Origin of the sequence: Streptomyces jumonjinensis (assembly GCF_009600885.1) — a bacterium.
Classification (GTDB): Bacteria; Actinomycetota; Actinomycetes; order Streptomycetales; family Streptomycetaceae; genus Streptomyces; species Streptomyces jumonjinensis.
The window spans coordinates 235,297-252,662 of the sequence record NZ_VCLA01000192.1; the positions used below are offsets into that span (position 1 = coordinate 235,297).

The window sequence follows — 17,366 nt, forward strand, 5'->3', positions numbered from 1 at the left end:
AGCCGCTGCTGGACCCGGTCGCGCATGGAGTTCATGGTGAAGCCCAGGGGGTCGATCTTCCCAGGCTGCCACTCCTTGTGGCCGATGACCGAGCGCTCGCTCCAGCCGTGGTGGCGGCAGATCGCCGCCGCCGCCTTCGCGATCGCCTCCTGCTGGACCTCGGGCCAGGGGTCGGCACCATTGCCGAGGTTGATGCACTCGAAGCCGTAGAAGTGGCGGTTGCCGTCGGTGTTGGCCTCGTTGTCGGCGGGCGGCGACTGCTCCGCGATGACCGCGTTCAGGACGTCGTCGTCGCCGAGGCCCGCGTGGTTGGCGCGGCCGTAGCCGACGAGATGGACGGCGCCGTCCTTGGCGATGACGCCGTGGCAGAGCGGTCCGGGCAGATCGCTGCGGCCGTCGCGGCAGAGCGCCACGCTGTTCGCGGTGCCCTTGGTGACGGTGTGATGGATCATCACGCCGTGCACCGGGCCCCACGCGCCCACGTGGTTGCGGTTGTGGGTGCGCCAGCTGCCGACTTCGACGACCGTCAGGCCCTCGTCGCGCAGTGCGCTGAGGAAGTTGTTCGCGGACATGGGTGAGGACATGAGCGGCTCCTGGAGGTGTGGGCAGTGTGTACGGAATATCCGTACCTGTTGCGATTACTGCTTCTACTCCAACTTCGTTTCCGGAGCCATGCGTTCGGTTTGTGTGCGAGCCGATTCAGTCATCTCACCTGCGGAACCGTGAAAATCGGATCAGCCTTCCCCGTTGGCGGGGAAGTAGTCCCATCCATTTGTGTAATAGTGCTAAGACTCTCCGTGCTGAAAGGCTTCTCTCGCGGGTCGGCGACGAACAGTTGACCTGTTGGTCAAACGCATGATCGAGAGGAAGTCCTATGTCGGTTGGTTCGGTTGGCGCTGTCGGCGACGAGGCCGGTGAGCGGCAGTTGTCACAGCAGAGCCTCGGCACCGCGGCCGCGCGCAACCTCGCGACCACCACCAAGTCGGTCCCGCAGATGCAGGAGATCACCTCGCGGTGGCTGCTGCGCATGCTGCCGTGGGTGCAGGTGCAGGGCGGCACCTACCGGGTGAACCGCCGCCTGACCTACGCGGTCGGGGACGGCCGGGTCACCTTCGTCCAGACCGGCGACCGGGTGTCGGTCATCCCCGCCGAACTGGGCGAGCTGCCCGCCCTGCGGGGGTACGGCGACGAGGAGGCCCTCTCGGAGCTGGCGAGCCGCTGCACCCAGCAGGAGTACACGGCCGGACAGGTGCTCGCCCAGGCGGGCGACCCGGCGGACCGGGTCATCCTGCTGGCCCACGGCAGGGTGGAGCAGATCGGCGCCGGTCCCTACGGGGACGAGGCCGTGGTCAACGTCCTGGCCGACGGGTCCTATCTCGGCGAGGACTCGATCGTCGACGCCGACGCCACCTGGCAGCACACCACCCGCGCCGCGACGGCCTGTACGGTCCTCGTGCTGACCAGGGCCGATGTGCTGAACCTCGCGGAGCGCGCCGAATCGCTGCACGCGCATCTGGCGGGGGTGGCGGCCCTGCCGCGCCAGCGCACCAACAAGTACGGAGAGGCGGCGATCGACCTCTCAGCGGGCCATGTAGGCGAGGCCGTCGTCCCGCACACCTTCGTCGACTACGAACTCTCCCCGCGCGAGTACGAACTGAGCGTCGCCCAGACCGTGCTGAAGGTCCACAGCCGGGTCGCCGACCTCTACAACCAGCCGATGAACCAGACCGAGCAGCAGCTGCGGCTCACGGTCGAGGCGCTGCGGGAGCGCCAGGAGGACGAGCTGATCAACAACCGGGAGTTCGGGCTCCTGGCCAACTGCGACTACGGGCAGCGCCTCCAGCCGCACGACGGCGCCCCGACCCCCGACGACATGGACGAGCTGCTCTCCCGGCGGCGCGGCTCCAAGCTGTTCCTCGCCCACCCGAGAGCGATCGCCGCCTTCGGCCGCGAGTGCAACCGGCGCGGGCTGGTCCCCGACAGCGTGGACGTCGGCGGCAGCCATGTCCCCGCCTGGCGCGGAGTGCCGATCTTCCCGTGCAACAAGATCCCGATCTCCGAGGCCCGGACGACCTCCGTCATCTGCATGCGTACGGGCGAGTCGGAGCAGGGCGTCGTCGGCCTTCAGCAGTCCGGGATCCCGGATGAGATCGAGCCGAGCCTCTCGGTGCGGTTCATGGGGATCGACGAGCAGGCGATCATCTCCTATCTCGTCACGGCGTACTACTCGGCCGCGGTGCTGGTCCCCGACGCGCTCGGAATCCTGGAGAACGTCGAGGTGAGCCGCTGGGGCTGAGCGCCCCGGGCACTGAGCCGCCCGGTACCGGGCCGGGGCGGCGTCCCCGGCTCCGGACCGGCCCCGGCGCGGGTCCGGCGCTGCCGGGCCCGCGCCGCCGGGCCTGTGAGCCCGGTTCCACGCCGGCCGCTCCCGCGCCGGATCCTCGGGAAAGGACCAGCAGTTGACCATGTCGGAGGCCGTCGAGGGGCATGAGGCGCTCGCCCTTCTGGAGCGGGCCCGGGAATCAGTCGACCCCCTGCTGAGGGAGACCGTCGAGACCCTGCCCCTCTCGCTGCGCGGGATCGCGAAGTACCACTTCGGCTGGGAGAGCGCCGATGGCGCCCCGGCCGCCGCCGCCGCGGGCAAGGCCATCAGGCCCGCGCTGGTCCTGGCCTCGGCGCGCGCCCTGGGCGGAGATCCCGGGCAGGCGCTCCGGGCCGCCGTCGCGGTGGAGCTGATCCATAACTTCACCCTGCTGCACGACGACGTCATCGACGAGGACCCCACCCGAAGACACCGCCCCACCGCCTGGACCGTCTTCGGCGCCCCGGGGGCCATCATCGCCGGGGACGCGCTCCAGGCCCTCGCGGTGCGGATGCTCTCCGAGGACGCGCACCCCGCCGCCCGGGCGGCCTCCGAGCGGCTCGCCGCCTGTGTGATCGAGCTGTGCGAGGGACAGCAGGCGGACTGCGCCTTCGAGGAGCGCGGCCCCTATGAGGTCTCCCTCGACGAATGTCTGGCCATGGCGACCGCCAAGACCGGGGCGCTGCTGGGCTGCGCCTGTGCGATCGGCGCGCTCTACGCGGGGGCCGGGGCGGAGCGGACCGCCGCTCTGGACGCCTTCGGGCGGGAGGCCGGACTCGCCTTCCAGCTCATCGACGATCTGATCGGGATCTGGGGAGACCCGGGGCGTACGGGGAAACCGGCCGGCGCGGATCTCGTCGCGCACAAGAAGTCGCTGCCGGTGGTGGCGGCGCTGGCCTCGGGGACCCCGGCCGGAGCCGAGCTGGCCGAGCTGTACCGGGGGCCCATGACCGGGGCGGCGGTGAGCCGGGCCGCCGACGCCGTGGAGCGGGCCGGCGGGCGGGACTGGGCGCAGCTCCAGGCGTCGGACCGGATGGCGGCGGCCGTGCAGGAGCTGTCGCGGGCCGTGCCGGACCCGGGGGCGGCGGGAGAGCTGCTGATCCTGGCGGAGTTCGTCACCCGCCGTACCCGCTGAGCGCACGGCACCCGCTGAGCGCGCCGCACCCGCCGGGGCCTGGGGTGGCCGCGGGGCCGCCCGCCCGCACCCGGGGTGGCCGCGGGGCCGTCAGCTGGGTGTGCCGTGCCCCTGGAGTCGCTTCTCCCGGGGAGACTCCCCGGCCGTCCCCGGGTGCCGACGCGACCTCCCGTGCCGTGCTCGCGGGGCTCCCGGGGCCGTTCTCCGTATCCGTTCTCCGCATGGCCGCCGGTATCCCTTGATCCGCGCCGATATCCCTTGTCAAACCACTACGGATGGAGCACTATACGCGGAGTGGTTTGGCCCGGAACGCTTTCGCGCCGGGCGGCCATCCCCTCATCTCATGACGGACAGGACCGGTTTGCGCAAGCTCAGCTATTTCGTCGCGGCGTCCATCGACGGCTTCATCGGAGCCCCCTCCGGCGACGCGGATTTCTTCCTCCCCTTTGTGACCGGGGATTTTCTCGACTACCTCAGGGATGAAGCCGCTGAGGTCCTGCCGACGGCCGCCCGCCGGGCGTTCGGCGTCGACGAGCGGGCCACCGTCGAGTACGACGCGGTGATCCAGGGCCGCGCCAGCTATCAGATCGCGCTGGACGCCGGGATCACCAGCCCCTACGCCCATCTGCGGGAGTATGTGGCCTCCCGCAGCATCACCGAGTCCCCCGACCCGAATGTGGAGATCGTCTCCGGTGATCTCGTGGCCGCGGTCAGGGAGCTCAAGCGGCAGGAGGGCCTCGGCATCTACCTCTGCGGGGGCGCCGACCTCGCGGGACAGCTGAAGGACGAGGTGGACGAGCTGGTCATCAAGACCTATCCGGTCGTCCTCGGCTCGGGAATGCCCATGTTCGGCGCGGACTTCGGGGTGGACGCGTTCACCCTCGCCTCGGTGCGCTCCTTCGACAACGGGGTGCTGGTGCGCACCTACCGCAGAGAGCGCTGAGCGACGGCTGCCGGGCCGCCCGGGCCGCCGTACCCTGGAGATATGGGCAGCGAACGACGCCGGACCGAGCGCCGCCCGCAGGACGGGCAGCGGTGCCCGGCCTGCGGACAGCCCGTCGGTACGGTCATCAGCCGGCGTAAGACTCTCGGGGCGTTCGTCCCCTCCTGGGGACCGGGGCCCTGCCGTAATCCCGACTGCGCCGAGTCCACCGTGCGGCGGGCGGAGCGCCCCGGCGGCGGGCCGGGCCGGGCCGTCGGCGCCGTATGAGCCATCCCTGCTGTTCAGCGGAGGGCTCGGTAGCGCTACAGTCCGCGCCATGTCATCGGAGTCGACTGAAGTCTGGGCGGGCTGGTACCGCGACCGACGTGGCGCGGAAGCGGTCACGATCGCGGCGCACGGACGGCAACTGCGCACGCGTATCAGGGGTGTTGAGTACGAAGGGGCGGCATTGGCCGCCCTGGAGGCCGTAGGAGCGGAGGGCGTTCTGTCGTCCTGCGTACTGGAATGGGACATACCGCTCCCCGTCCACGCGGACGGCACGGCGGAGCGGGCCACCCTCAGCTGTCTGCTGACCCTCGGCGAACTGAGGCCCGAGGGGTCACTCGATCGGGCGGACCTCAGTCTCACCCTGCATTACGGCGGGGCGGCCTATGAGTCCGGGATCGCGGGGAGCGACTTCGACAGTGCGCTCGACCGCATCCAGAAACAGCTCCCGTACGGCGCCGAGCTGGGGACGCTCGCCTCCACGGCCGGCTGAACGGCGTCCGCGGGTCCAGCGCGCGAGGGGCGTTCGCCGCCGGAGCCGGCGGGGAACGCCCCTCGGGGTCAGGGAGTCGTGCGGAGCGTCAGGAGACGCTCTTCATCGCCGAGGCCAGGCCGTTGAGCCAGAGGGCGTTCACCCGGGCGCGCTCGGCCGCGTTGGGGGTGTCGTTCTGGCAGGACGTGCCGGGGCCGCCGCCGGACATCAACTCGCTGCACGGGCCGCGGTAGTTGTCCGGCAGACCGAGCACATGCCCGGTCTCATGGGCGGTGACGCGGTTGGAGTTGTAGATCTGGTTCTGCCGGTAGTCGAGGAAGATATAGCCCCGGCCGTGTCCGTCCGTGCTCGCGTACGAGCCGCGGGAGTCATTGCCCTCGTAGTAGCGGAAGCTCGGGTTGGCCCCTTCCTGGAGCCGCACATTGGTGACCGTGCTGTTCCAGACCTGGGTGCTGCGGGCTATCTGGGAGCGGAAGGAGGGCGCGTTGGCGGTGCTGTAGTTCACCGTCACCACCCGCGCGCCCGGGTTGGCGGCCCGCTTCTCGGCGACCGACTTCAGCACGGCCGCGAAGAACGCCTTGGTGGCCGCGGCGTCCTCGGCGGATCCTTCGTAGGCGACATGAGAGGCGATCGCTGCGGGGGAGGCGGACGTCGCGGCGGCGGAGGCGGGCACGGCTCCGAGCGCGGCGGCGAGGGCGACGCCGAGGGCAGCGGAGAGAACCGTTCTGGGGTGACGCATGGGGGGCTCCTACTCGTCCGTCAAACGGATTCGGTACGGCGAGTTTCGGGCAGACCACCCCGCCCGGGGATGATGCCAACGTGCGATAACACCAGAGAATCATCATGTCCATGACCGTCCGTTCTGCCCCGTCCTGTGGCTCTGGTGTGCGCCTTGAGCCGGACCTACGCTCGCCTCATGGAGCTTGAGGTGAGGCACCTCCGCGCCCTGTGCGCCATCGCGGACACCGGCAGCCTGCACAAAGCGGCGAGGCGGCTGGGCGTCAGCCAGCCCTCGCTCACCACCCAGCTGAGGAGGATCGAGAACTCCCTCGGCGCGGAGCTCTTCTGGCGCGAGCGCTCCGGCTGCCGGCCGACCCCGGTGGGCCGGGCGCTGCTGACCCGGGCCCGCCCGCTGGTGGCCGAGATGACCGCCCTGGTGGTCGAGGCCAAGGCGGCTGCGGCGGGCTCCGGCGGATCCCGGCTCCGCATCGGCTCCACCGCCAGCCGCGCGCTGCCCGGCTGGCTCGGCAGACTGCGCAGACGGCTGCCCGGCGCCGATATCTCGCTGCATATGGACGTCTCGGCGAACGCCCTGCTGAGAATGGTCGCGGCGGGCCAGCGCGACGTGGTCTTCGTCCATGAGGTGGAGGGCTCTCCGCTCCGGGTCCCCGAGGGCCTCGCCGTACGCGTGCTGATCGAGCGCGAACCGCAGTTCGTCTCCCTCGCCCGCGGCCATCCGGCCGCGACCGCCCCCGTCGTGGAACTCGCCGATCTGGCCGGCGACCGCTGGATCGTCGACCCCACGGTGGACGGCGAATGGGACGGACTGCGCAGGGTGCTGGCCGCCGCCGGGCTCAACCCGTCCGTACTGCACGGGGATTACCACACCGCAGCCGCCCTGGTCGCGGCCGGCGAGGCGGTCGCCCCCTGCCAGCCGACCTCCCGCCCGCGCGAGGACATGGCGGTCCGCCCACTGCGGGGCGACCCGCTCGCGGTGCGGCTGCTGCTGTGCTCCCCGCCGGGAACGGAGGAGGTGCACCAGGAGGTGTACGAGGATCTGGCGGCGGCCTACCGGGAGGTGGCCTCGGAGGCCGCCGCGTACCGCCAGTGGCTGCTGCGGCACAAGAGCCCACTGCTGACGGGGGCGGCGGCCTGAGCGGCGATCTCCCCGTCCCCCAGGGTCTGCCTGACGGATCGTGCTGGGCTCACGTGCCCCGTACAGCCTCCGGCTACCGGCCTTCGGACGCCGTGTCGATCAGCAGACACAGCAGTCCGACCAGGCTTCCGCCGCTGACGATCTCGCGTCGGCCGATCATCGCGCGGATCCGGGAGAGGGGGATCCACTCGATGCGGTCCGACTCGTTCAGCTCGGTCGGCGGGCCGGTGTACGACGCCTCGTCGGCGCGGAAGACATGGTGCTCGGAGTCGGTGATGCCGTTGGCGGGCTGCGCGTACACCAGTGGACGCAGCGCGCCGACCCGCCAGCCGGTCTCCTCCTCGACCTCCCGGGCGGCGGTCTGCTCGGGTGTCTCACCGGGCTCGATCAGCCCCATGGGCAGCTCCCAGCCCCAGGTGTCGGTGATGAACCGGTGCCGCCACATCATCAGCACCCGCCGCCGGTCGTCCAGCACGGCGGCCACCGCCAGATGACGCATCCGCACGACATGGTGCTCCAGCCGGCAGCCGTCGGGCTGCTGGACGTCGGCGAGCCAGAGGCTGACCCAGGGGTTGGCGTAGATCTGGCGTTCCCCGTGCACGGTCCACCGCATTGCCCGACTCCTCGGAAACGAGACTCTGTCCGCTCTGTCGGGCACTACTGTCCCGGCCCGGGGCCCTGCCTTCCCACTCGACCGTCACCCGTGCGGCCTACCGGCACGGCGGGAGCCGGGAGCCGGGTGCCGGGTGCCGGGTGCCGGGCAGCGGGCACAGAGCGCCGGGCGCCGGGCGTCAGAGCGGAATGCCCGGCGCCGTCGCGCGGAGTCTCGTCCGGATCACGGCGGTGCTGTGCACGGCGGCCTGGAACTGATTGATGTCGGCGATGCACTCCTGGCCCAGGGCGATGTCGTCCTCGATGAGGTCCAGGGCGTCGCGGTACTCCCGTGGCGTCAGATCCGCATGGCACTCATGCAGCCATTTGACGCCCTCCTTGATGAGCACCACGAAGGCGTTGCGGGCGAGGCCGCGGTGCTTCCGGACCACGTCGTCGAGGTCGTTCAGCGCTTTCAGCGCGTCCTGCCGCAGGGGCAGGCTCGCCGGGTCCCGGCGGGCGGAGCGCAGCCGCACCGTGCTCTCGGCGGTCCGGATGAAATAGTCCTGCTCGCCGCCCTGGCAGCCACGGGCCGCGGCCAGATGGTTTCTCGCGAGATCGAGATCGTCCATCTGGATCTCGTACTCGGCGCGTTGCAGCCAATAGTGCGGATCGTTCCCCAGAAAAAGATGTGAGCCCTGATAGATCCTGCGCACGGCCTCCGGATTCAGCCCGAGGGTGCGCATCGTGTCGTGATTGAGCAGCCGGATCATGGCACGCCGGTCGATATGGTTCCGGTCCCTGATGTGCGCTGCGCGTCCCGCGTAGAAATACAGCAGCCGGCCGACCAGCTTCTCCAGATCCCTCTTCTTCGGTTTCAGGACCTTGGCCACGACGGTGTCGGCGATGGTCCGCTGCCGGCACCGCAGCCAGCCCTCCGGCGTCGGCACCAGCAGGTTCATGCTGATGAGCTGTCTCACCGCGGTGTGATGGCGGCGGCTGGGCTGATCCGGCAGCGCGACGATCTCCAGCAGATCCGCCCTGTCGATCCCCCGCTTCTGGAAGATCAATTCGGAGTCCGAGAAGCAGACGAACGCATAGGCCCACTGGGATTCGGCGTCGAGTTCATCGAATTCGCTCTCGACCAGCTTCTCGAACGGGGTTCCCGAGACCACTTCGATCATCGCCGCGAGCAGACCCTGATCGCATCTCTTCCGCAGTTCGTCGACTTTCTGGTGCATCTGCCGGAACTGCTTCAGATCGCCGATCAGAGCGTTGCTGTCCAGTGTCTCGATGATCCCGCGGAGATCGTCGTCGCCGAGCAGCTCGTCGGAGCTGACGACCTCGGCGGGGAACGCCGCGTCGATCTCCTTCTCGCGGGTCGTCCGGATCCCGGCCACCACCAGCGTCTCGCCGTTGCCGTTCAAATCCTCCAGCAGCCGGGCCGCACCGCCTTTGAACAGCTGTACGTCATCCACGAACACGGCGTCGAAGCGCTGCTCGCGGGCCTGTTCGACGATGGCGCGCGGGGGGTTCGACGCCGCCCGGTCCACCCAGCCGACGGCGTCGGCGCCGGTGTGCAGCCGGTAGGCCAGCTGCATCAGCGCGGTCGTCTTGCCGGAGCCGGCCCGGCCCCTCAGCAGAATGATCGGCGACCGACCCTCGGCGGTCCGCGCGGCCCTGGCCCGAAGGGTGTCGACGAGCGACAGCGGCGCGGCGATCCGGTCCCGGACATCGCCCCAGGTGGCGTCCCTGCCCTGGAGAAACGTACGGTCGCCGGCCGGCGCGTTCTCCAGCAGTCCGGACACACTGAGCACGCCCACCCCCTGCTGGGCGTCGGCGAGCTCCCGGGTGAGCGCCCGATTGCCGTCCTCCAGCGCCTGGATGCCGGGCATGAGACGGTCCCGTACGAACGCGGCGGGGGTCATCCGGATGTGCTGGAGCCCGGCCTCACGCAGCCGTGCGCGATCCGCCGGGGTCCCTTCCGGGGTCACGATGAACCCGGGGAAGTCCAGCTCGCCCGGCGTCCACCCGACGGCGCGCAGCGTCTCCCACAGGGCCGGGCCGGCCGGGGAGAGCGACATGAACAGCACGGGCTGGGTCAGCAGCTGCGCCCTCAGCCGCCGGAACCAGAGCCCGCGCGCGTCGGTGGCGGGGCCGGAGGCCGCGTCGCTGAAGTCCGGGAGGCTTCCCTCGTCGTCCGGCCGGCCGTGCATGGCGACCACGTCGAACACGGGACGGTTGCCCGTCGGGGGCTCCTCGACTGCGTTGACGCAGGACACCGTCTGAGGCGTGACGCTCCGGGCGGCGATGGCGAGCCTGTTGGAGCCGGTGAAGTCGTAGACACAGGACCACGGGGCCCGCAGCAGCCGGAGAGCGGTGCGCACCTCCCGGTCCGCCGGGAGGCAGAGCGCCCCGAGATGCTGCCGCAGCTGCTGCGGCGAGAGCCGGTTACGGGCGGCGGCCCAGGTCTCATGGAGCGGGGGAAGGGCCTCGGGCATCGCGCCGAAGGCGGCATCGGCCAGTCTGCGGTTGAGCTCGTCGGTGTCGATTGTGCCGTCGTCGTCCGGGCCCGACACCAGCACCAGGGCCATTCTGGCCGTCGCCGCGTGCCGGTAGAAGGCGTCGAGCAGCGGCTTGGCCTCGTAGGGCTCCTCGGACCGGCGCGGAGCCGGTACCTGGGGCGCGGCCACGGCCGGGCGCGCGGCTCCGACGGGCCGGACGGTCCGGCGGGCGGCGGTGTCGAGCAGGGCGGCGCGGTCCGCCGTGGCGTCGGCCCGCAGCAGAAGATGGACCCGGTCGGCCTGGCCGGGAGTGAGCACCCACTCCCGCCCGGGCTCCCCGGCGCCCGCGACGGCCCAGAGCGACGCGCCGGCGTCCGCCGGGAGCGCGGGCAGCGCGCCGGTGCGTCCCGCGCAGAGCAGGGTCAGATCGTTGCCCTGGGCCCATGCGGGGAAGTCCTGGCCGACCGCTTGGGCGAGCTGCTCCAGGGAGCACCCCGCCAGGGTCTCGTCCGCGTCGTCGGCGACCATCCGGAATTCGTCGGCGACCATCCGGAATACGGTGTTCACACTGACCAGTCCGATGGTCCGGCCATGGGACCGCCACCGTACGGCTCCATCGCCGGGGAGCAGACCCCGGGTCCATCCGCCGATGGCCCTGGTCTCCGCCGTATGCCACTCGGCGAGCCGCGGGAACACCTGGGTTTCGAGGGGCCGGACGATGTCGTCGGCCAGCTGCCCCCGCCACAGCCCGGGGCTGATCTGCGGCCAGCCCGTGGTCAGCCCATGGGCCACCAGCGGCCCGACGGGGGTGGCGCCGCGGTCCCCGGGGCCGGGCACCGGGACGATGACGGGCGGGTCCTCGTCCGGCCGGGCCTCGAACGCCCTGGTCTGGAGCTCCTCGGCGATCCTCCGGGCCTCCCCGCAGCCGCCCGAGGTGCCGAGGACGAGGATTCCGTCCAGCCGGCGCCCCGAGGCGTGGAGGCGGTCCAGATCGGCGCGCATGGCGTCTTCGGCGGCGGCGCGGCCGGGCGGCTCCCCGGGCAGCGGCCCGAAGCAGAGGAAGTGGACGCTCCCGCCGGGCTCAGCCATCACTCCACCTCACGGCCTTCACCTTTCCCCGGGGCAGTTGCAGCGTCGCGCCGTCCGTCGTGCAGACGCCGCGCGCGGGTTTGATCTCGATGAACGGCGTCTTCAGCGAACCCTTGACGATCGACCCCCGTACGGAGCCGGTCGCGCCCGTCTTCGCCGAGCAGACCGTGCTCAGCACGGAGCGGAACCGGGATTCGACCACCACACTTCCGGGGGCGGTACCGGGCGGCGGATCCGTCACGATGAGGACCGTGAAGGTCGCCAGGCTCAGCGCGACGGCCACCGCCGCCACCAGGTTGGCCTTCCGCTGCCTCTTGTCGATCTCCTCGGCTTCCTGCCGCACCTTGTTCCGCACGCTTCTGACCAGCTCCTCGCGGGTGGTCACAAAGCTGTCCTCGTCGTCGGGTATCGGCGCGGCGACGGCGCGCAGATACAGCACCGCCGCGATCAGCCACAGCGCGACCGCGCCGATGGCGAGCCCCTGGGTCGGCAGCGGACGGTCGGCCAGGGCGGTGATGGTCAGAGCCGCCATCAGCCCGCCCGCGAAGAGCGTGATCGTGGACTGAGCGGCCTGCGCGCGGCCCCGTGCGCTGCTGACCGACTGGACGAGCTGGGAGTAGTACGCCTCGGACAGCGGTGTGACGACGGTGTCGAGCGTGTGCTCGTACTCCTCCCTGGGCGATAGGTCCCGGGAAGTGTTCTCCGGCGCCGTCCGGTTCTCCGTCAACTGCTGCCCCCCTGGCTCAACCGGCGCTGAAAATACCAGAGTCGGGAGGGTCGGCAGCGAGGTGTCCCGGGGGTGGGGGCGCGGAGCCGTACGGCCCTACGCGTCCGGTTCGCGGTCGGCCAGCGCGATGCACTGGACGTCGAACTGGTCGGCGTGGACGGTCAGCACCTCGGCCAGGGTGTGCAGCGCGTGGGGATCGAGCGGGATGTCGGCGCGGCCCTGCGGGGCCCACACCGCGTCGCCCGCTTCCGCGTGGGTGGTCCAGGAGTCGGCGATGCCGCGCAGCAGTGCGGTGACGTCCTCGGCGCGCACATACAGTTGTCCGTCCAAGCGGCCCCGGTGGACCGTGAGGCTGCCGAGTGTCTGTTCGTCCATATGTCACATTCCAGCCCGGTCCGGGGCGACAGAGCAAACCGTTCGGCCGGGCGCGTGTCAGCCGGGGCTGGGGCCGGGGGGCGTGCCGGGGCGGTGTACGGGAAGCCCGGCAGCACCCTCAGCGGCTGTGTGAAGCCGCGATATGTTTCCGGAGTGCCCAATATCCCGGACAGCATCCCGGACAATCCCCCGGACGGCCACCCGGACGGCGACCTCGACGCGGCCGCCCTCACCCTGGCGATCGAGCACTTCAACCGCTTCTACATCCGGCTCCCCGCCCTGGAGAAGCTGTCGTTCACGACGCTCTCCGTGCTGGACGCCCTCGCGTCCGGCGGCGGCCCGATGCGCCTCACCGAGCTGGCCAGAACCGAGCAGGTCAGCCAGCCCGGGATCACCCAGCTGGTCACCCGGCTGGAACGCGACGGCCTGGTGGAGCGCCGTCCCGACCCCGGCGACGGACGCGCCGTCCTCGTCCACATCACGGAGGCCGGCCGGCGGATAGGCCGCTCGCGCCGGCGCGACCGCACCCGCCAGCTGGCTCCGCTCCTCGCCCGGCTGACCCCCGGAGAACGACAGGCGATCACCCGCGCACTGCCCGCCCTGACCCGCATCGCGGACCTCGGACAGGAAGACCGGCAGAACCGGAACGACCGGCGGTAGAGAACGACCGGCGGTAGAGAACGGTCGCGGAAGAACCGCACCCGGTCCGTCGAAGCCGCCGTGCTCGGCGGCCCGTGGACCGGGTGCGGACGGGAAGGCGATGCGACCCGCGCGGGCGCGGGTCGGGCGGCCTCACCGGAGGTCAGCCCTTCTTGGTCTCCCAGAAGATCTCGTCGACGCGGGCGATGAGCTCCAGCGCCTTCTGGCCCGTCGCCGGGTCCGTCGACGCCTTCGCGGCCGACAGGGCCTTCAGGGTGTCGTTCACCAGCTGGTGGAGCTCCGGGTACTTCTCGAAGTGCGGCGGCTTGAAGTAGTCGCTCCACAGCACCGAGATGTGGTGCTTGGCGAGCTCGGCGCGCTGCTCCTTGATGACCGTCGCGCGGGCGCGGAAGTGCGGGTCCTCGTTGGCCTGGTACTTCTCCTGAACGGCCTTGACCGACTCGGCCTCGATACGGGCCTGGGCCGGGTCGTACACACCGCACGGAAGGTCGCAGTGGGCGCTGACCTTCACCTTGGGGGCAAACAGGCGGGAGAGCATGAGCTGTCCTTCCTCGTGATCGTCTTCTCAAGGGGGGACATTACTCCGTGAGAGAGCCGTTTTCGCGAGTGCCCCCTGGTGCTTAGGACGAAAGTCCGGGGTCACCATGGGACCCATGGCCGAACGTACGCTGGGACCCGGAGGCAACGCATGACCGAGCAGGGCCGGGAGCCCACGGCGCCGTTCGGCGTCGCCGAGGTGGCGGGACCGTCGATGTATCCGACGCTCCGGCACGGGGATCAGCTGCTGGTGCACTACGGAGCGCGGGTACGGCCCGGACACATCGCCGTGCTGCGCCATCCGCTCCAGCAGGATCTGCTCATCGTCAAGCGGATCGTGGAGCCGCGCGAGGGCGGCTGGTGGGTGCTCGGGGACAATCCGGCGGCCGAGGGGGACAGCCGGGTGTTCGGGGCCGTCCCCCCGGAGCTGCTGCTCGGGCGGGTGCGCGCCCGGTACCGGCCGCGCGCCGCCGCTCAGCGCTCGCCGCTCGCGCTCGCCTCCTGGGCCTTCGGCGCGGTCAGGCCGGTGCTCTGCGACCGCTCCGTCTCCAGGCGCTTGCGGGCCCGGTAGGCCGCCACATTGGCGCGGGTCGCGCAGCGGTCGGAGCAGTAGCGGCGGGAGCGGTTGGTGGAGGTGTCCAGATAGGCGTTGCGGCACGGCGCGGCCTGGCAGAGGCCGAGCCGATCCACTCCGTACTCCGTCAGATGGAACGCCAGCCCCATCGCCGCGATCGCCGCGTACCCTGCGGTCGCGTTCGACGGATGGTCTGCCAGATGCATATGCCACTTCGGGCGGCCGTCGTCGTCCCGGAAGTCATGGCCCGAGATCTGCGGGCTGACCGGGAACTCCAGCAGCAGCGAGTTCAGCAGATCGACCGCCTGTGTCTCGTCCCCGGTGTCGGCTGCGGCGAAGACCGCCCGCAGCCTGCCCCGCACGGAGCGGAACCGGGTCACATCCGATTCGGTCGCACGCCGCGCGGCCTGCATGGACGGGCCGAAGAGGTCCCGGATGGCCTCCACGGAGGTGAGGGTGTCCTTGTTGCGGGCCGGCTCCTCGGTGTTGACCAGGCGCACGGCATAGCCCGAGTAATAGGTAAGTTCCACTTGTAGTCCTTACCGACGGCGGTCTAGGGTCGGTGTCGGGGAAGTAATAGACGATGACGCACTAAGGGTATTACGAACAGAGGGGTTCCGGTGTCCGAAACGATGTCCGAGACGGCGATGGGGACCGACTGGCGGGCCTGGCAGGAGAGCTGGGACCGTCAGCAGGAGTGGTACATGCCCGATCGCGAGGAGCGCTTCCGGGTGATGCTGGACATGGTCGAGGCCACCGTGGGCCCCGAGCCGCGCGTACTGGATCTCGCCTGCGGTACAGGAAGTATCACGGACCGGCTCCTGCGCCGGTTCCCGAACGCGACCAGCACCGGCGTCGATCTCGACCCCGCGCTGCTGACCATCGCCCGGGGCTCCTTCGCCGGCGACGACCGGGTCGCCTTCGTCACCGCCGACCTCACCGACCCCGGGTGGGCCGCGGGGCTTCCGTACGACTCGTACGACGCCGTGCTCAGCGCCACCGCTCTGCACTGGCTGCGCTCCGGGCCGCTCGCCACGCTCTACGGGCAGCTCGCCGGGCTCGTCCGCGACGGCGGGGTCCTGATGAACGCCGACCGGATGCCCGACCGCGCCACCCCGCGGATCAACGCCGCCGAGCGCGCCCACCGCCATGCGGCGATGGCGCGCGCCCGGGAGGCGGGCGCGGTGGACTGGGCCGAATGGTGGGCGCTCGCCGCCCAGGACCCGGCGCTGGCCGGGCCCACCGCCGAACGCTTCGAGATCTACGGCGAGCACTCCGACGGCGAGACCCCCTCCGCGCGGTGGCACGCCGAGACCCTGCTCGCCGCCGGGTTCGGCGAGGCCCGCGCCGTCTGGTGCTCGCCCTCCGACAGCCTGGTGCTCGCGTTGAAGTAGCTGAAGCAGCTGAAGCAGCCCCTCCGGGAGCATGGCGAAGGGCGGTACGGAGCCTCCGTACCGCCCTTTCGGCCTGCCGCCGGAGCGGCTACAACACCTTGGACAGGAACGCCTTCGTACGGTCGTGCCGCGGGTTCGTCAGGACGTCGCGGGGGTGGCCGGACTCGACCACCACACCGTCGTCCATGAACACCAGGGCGTCGCCGACCTCGCGCGCGAAGCCCATCTCATGCGTCACCACGACCATCGTCATGCCGTCCTCGGCGAGTCCGCGCATCACGTCCAGCACATCGCCCACCAGCTCCGGGTCGAGCGCGGAGGTCGGCTCGTCGAAGAGCATCAGCTTGGGCTCCATCGCCAGCGCCCGGGCGATGGCCACCCGCTGCTGCTGGCCGCCGGAGAGCTGCGAGGGGTAGTTCCCGGCCTTGTCGGCCAGCCCCACCCGGTCCAGCAGCCGTTCGGCGCGGGCCCGGGCCACGGCCTTGGACTCGCCCTTGACCTGGACCGGGGCTTCCATGACGTTCTCGATCGCCGACATGTGCGGGAAGAGGTTGAAGCGCTGGAAGACCATGCCGATGTCCCGGCGCTTCAGCGCGACCTCGCTGTCCTTGAGCTCGTACAGCTTGTCGCCCTTCTGGCGGTAGCCGACCAGCTCGCCGTCGACCGAGAGCCGGCCGGCGCTGATCTTCTCCAGATGGTTGATGCACCGGAGGAAGGTCGACTTGCCGGAGCCGGAGGGGCCGATCAGACAGAAGACCTCACGGGGGGCGACCTCCAGATCGATGCCCTTGAGGACCTCGACCGGTCCGAAGGACTTGTGGACGCCCTCGGCCTTGACCATCGCGTTCACGCGGACACTCCCTTCGGGCGGCGCACCGAGAACACGGTCGACCGGATCTTCTGGAGCGGGGTGGGCGGCAGGGTGCGGCTGGAGCCGCGGGCGTAGTACCGCTCCAGGTAGTACTGCCCCACGCTCAGGATCGAGGTCATGACCAGGTACCAGGCGGCGGCCAGGAAGTACATCTCCACCGGGGCTCCGGAGGCACTGCCGATGTCCTGGGCGAACTTGAACAACTCGGCGTACTGGACCGCCGACACCAGCGACGTGGTCTTCAGCATATTGATGACCTCGTTGCCCGTGGGCGGCACGATCACCCGCATCGCCTGCGGGATCACCACCCGGCGCAGGGTCTTGCTGTGGCTCATGCCCAGCGCGTGCGACGCCTCGGTCTGGCCCTCGTCGACCGAGAGCAGACCGGCGCGGCAGATCTCCGCCATGTACGCGGCCTCATTGAGGCCCAGCCCCAGCAGCGCGGTCAGGAGCGGGGTCATGAAGTCCGACCACTCGTCCCGGTAGAAGCCGAGGTTGATGTACTGGAAGACCAGGCCGAGGTTGAACCAGACGAAGAGCTGGACCAGGACCGGGGTGCCCCGGAAGAACCAGATGTAGAACCAGGCGATGGACGAGGTCACCGGGTTCTTCGACAGCCGCATCACCGCCAGCAGGATGCCGCCGACGATGCCGATGGCCATGGAGAGGACCGTCAGCAGCAGGGTCTTCCACACGCCTTCGATGATGCGGTCGTCGAAGAAGTACTCGGGGATGGTGCCCCAGTTGATGTCGCCCTGGGAGAAGGCGTAGACGACCAGCCCGAAGAGGGCGATCGCGAGGATGGCGGTGACGTACCGACCGTAGTGCCGCACCGGGATGGCCCTGATGGCCTCCGGTCCGGCCGCCGGCGGTGGTGGTACGTCCTCCGGGCCTGTTTTCTTGATGTCGGCAGTCACAAGGAGCCTTTCGATGGCGAGTCGGTTGCTGACCTGGGGGACCGGGGCCCGGCC

At 70.7% G+C, this 17,366-nt stretch carries 19 protein-coding genes; 9 read left to right on the plus strand and 10 right to left on the minus strand.

Features of this window, described 5'->3' with window-relative positions; translation table 11 throughout:
• Window positions 1–584 (minus strand): peptidoglycan recognition protein family protein (locus tag FF041_RS38300; RefSeq protein WP_194292253.1); only part of this gene is annotated, 584 nt, incomplete at its 3' end.
• A gap of 290 nt (window positions 585–874) precedes the next feature.
• On the opposite strand from FF041_RS38300, the gene FF041_RS31745 reads away from it, so the two are divergent.
• The 5 genes from FF041_RS31745 (at window position 875) to FF041_RS31765 (ending at window position 5,197) form a co-directional block, all read left to right on the plus strand.
• Window positions 875–2,296, plus strand: coding sequence for a family 2B encapsulin nanocompartment shell protein (locus FF041_RS31745; RefSeq protein ID WP_153525933.1), 1,422 nt, complete (start codon window positions 875–877; stop codon window positions 2,294–2,296).
• Between the two features lie 169 nt (window positions 2,297–2,465).
• On the plus strand, window positions 2,466–3,497 hold the full coding sequence (locus FF041_RS31750) for a family 2 encapsulin nanocompartment cargo protein polyprenyl transferase (protein ID WP_153526057.1): 1,032 nt from the start codon (window positions 2,466–2,468) through the stop codon (window positions 3,495–3,497).
• A 361-nt stretch (window positions 3,498–3,858) separates the two neighbouring features.
• Window positions 3,859–4,440 carry a dihydrofolate reductase family protein gene (locus tag FF041_RS31755; RefSeq protein WP_153526058.1) on the plus strand — a complete coding sequence of 194 codons (582 nt, stop codon included), beginning with the start codon at window positions 3,859–3,861 and terminating at the stop codon, window positions 4,438–4,440.
• Between the two features lie 42 nt (window positions 4,441–4,482).
• Entirely contained in the window at window positions 4,483–4,707 is a 225-nt protein-coding gene (locus tag FF041_RS31760; protein WP_153481909.1) for a hypothetical protein, read from the plus strand.
• A gap of 49 nt (window positions 4,708–4,756) precedes the next feature.
• A complete protein-coding gene (locus FF041_RS31765) occupies window positions 4,757–5,197 on the plus strand; it encodes a DUF6304 family protein (RefSeq protein WP_153525934.1) in 441 nt (146 codons plus the stop codon).
• Window positions 5,198–5,285: 88 nt separating this feature from the next.
• Here the strand turns inward: FF041_RS31765 and snpA are convergent, their stop codons facing one another.
• Entirely contained in the window at window positions 5,286–5,936 is a 651-nt protein-coding gene (gene snpA, locus FF041_RS31770) for a snapalysin (protein ID WP_153525935.1), read from the minus strand.
• Between the two features lie 177 nt (window positions 5,937–6,113).
• Between snpA and FF041_RS31775 the strand changes: the two genes are divergently transcribed.
• Window positions 6,114–7,073 (plus strand): LysR family transcriptional regulator, encoded by a 960-nt coding sequence (locus FF041_RS31775; protein ID WP_153481905.1) that lies wholly within the window; start codon window positions 6,114–6,116, stop codon window positions 7,071–7,073.
• A 73-nt stretch (window positions 7,074–7,146) separates the two neighbouring features.
• On the opposite strand, the gene FF041_RS31780 is transcribed toward FF041_RS31775, so the two are convergent.
• From FF041_RS31780 to FF041_RS31795, 4 genes are all read right to left on the minus strand, one after another.
• Window positions 7,147–7,686, minus strand: coding sequence for an NUDIX hydrolase (locus tag FF041_RS31780; protein WP_153525936.1), 540 nt, complete (start codon window positions 7,684–7,686; stop codon window positions 7,147–7,149).
• Window positions 7,687–7,864: 178 nt separating this feature from the next.
• Window positions 7,865–11,257, minus strand: coding sequence for a P-loop NTPase (locus FF041_RS31785; protein WP_153525937.1), 3,393 nt, complete (start codon window positions 11,255–11,257; stop codon window positions 7,865–7,867).
• Entirely contained in the window at window positions 11,250–11,984 is a 735-nt protein-coding gene (locus tag FF041_RS31790) for a hypothetical protein (protein WP_153525938.1), read from the minus strand. Before FF041_RS31790 ends, FF041_RS31785 begins: the two co-directional genes overlap by 8 nt.
• A 96-nt stretch (window positions 11,985–12,080) precedes the next feature.
• On the minus strand, window positions 12,081–12,359 hold the full coding sequence (locus tag FF041_RS31795) for a hypothetical protein (protein WP_153481898.1): 279 nt from the start codon (window positions 12,357–12,359) through the stop codon (window positions 12,081–12,083).
• Between the two features lie 153 nt (window positions 12,360–12,512).
• On the opposite strand from FF041_RS31795, the gene FF041_RS31800 reads away from it, so the two are divergent.
• A complete protein-coding gene (locus FF041_RS31800; protein ID WP_323393277.1) occupies window positions 12,513–13,019 on the plus strand; it encodes a MarR family winged helix-turn-helix transcriptional regulator in 507 nt (168 codons plus the stop codon).
• A 142-nt stretch (window positions 13,020–13,161) separates the two neighbouring features.
• On the opposite strand, the gene sodN is transcribed toward FF041_RS31800, so the two are convergent.
• A complete protein-coding gene (gene sodN / locus FF041_RS31805; protein ID WP_153525939.1) occupies window positions 13,162–13,557 on the minus strand; it encodes a superoxide dismutase, Ni in 396 nt (131 codons plus the stop codon).
• Window positions 13,558–13,707: 150 nt separating this feature from the next.
• On the opposite strand from sodN, the gene sodX reads away from it, so the two are divergent.
• Window positions 13,708–14,127 (plus strand): nickel-type superoxide dismutase maturation protease, encoded by a 420-nt coding sequence (gene sodX / locus FF041_RS31810; protein ID WP_153525940.1) that lies wholly within the window; start codon window positions 13,708–13,710, stop codon window positions 14,125–14,127.
• On the opposite strand, the gene FF041_RS31815 is transcribed toward sodX, so the two are convergent.
• Window positions 14,031–14,660, minus strand: a complete 630-nt coding sequence (locus FF041_RS31815) for a CGNR zinc finger domain-containing protein (protein WP_323393279.1) — start codon at window positions 14,658–14,660, stop codon at window positions 14,031–14,033. The two genes, sodX and FF041_RS31815, sit on opposite strands and share 97 nt — an antisense overlap.
• Before the next feature lie 102 nt (window positions 14,661–14,762).
• Here FF041_RS31815 and FF041_RS31820 point away from each other — a divergent pair, with 102 nt between their 5' ends.
• Entirely contained in the window at window positions 14,763–15,524 is a 762-nt protein-coding gene (locus FF041_RS31820) for a class I SAM-dependent methyltransferase (RefSeq protein ID WP_153526060.1), read from the plus strand.
• A gap of 88 nt (window positions 15,525–15,612) precedes the next feature.
• On the opposite strand, the gene FF041_RS31825 is transcribed toward FF041_RS31820, so the two are convergent.
• A complete protein-coding gene (locus tag FF041_RS31825; RefSeq protein ID WP_323371267.1) occupies window positions 15,613–16,374 on the minus strand; it encodes an amino acid ABC transporter ATP-binding protein in 762 nt (253 codons plus the stop codon).
• The gene (locus FF041_RS31830; RefSeq protein ID WP_323393281.1) at window positions 16,371–17,312 is read right to left on the minus strand and encodes an amino acid ABC transporter permease; all 942 of its coding nucleotides are present in this window, start codon (window positions 17,310–17,312) and stop codon (window positions 16,371–16,373) included. Before FF041_RS31830 ends, FF041_RS31825 begins: the two co-directional genes overlap by 4 nt.
• Window positions 17,313–17,366 lie beyond the last annotated feature (54 nt).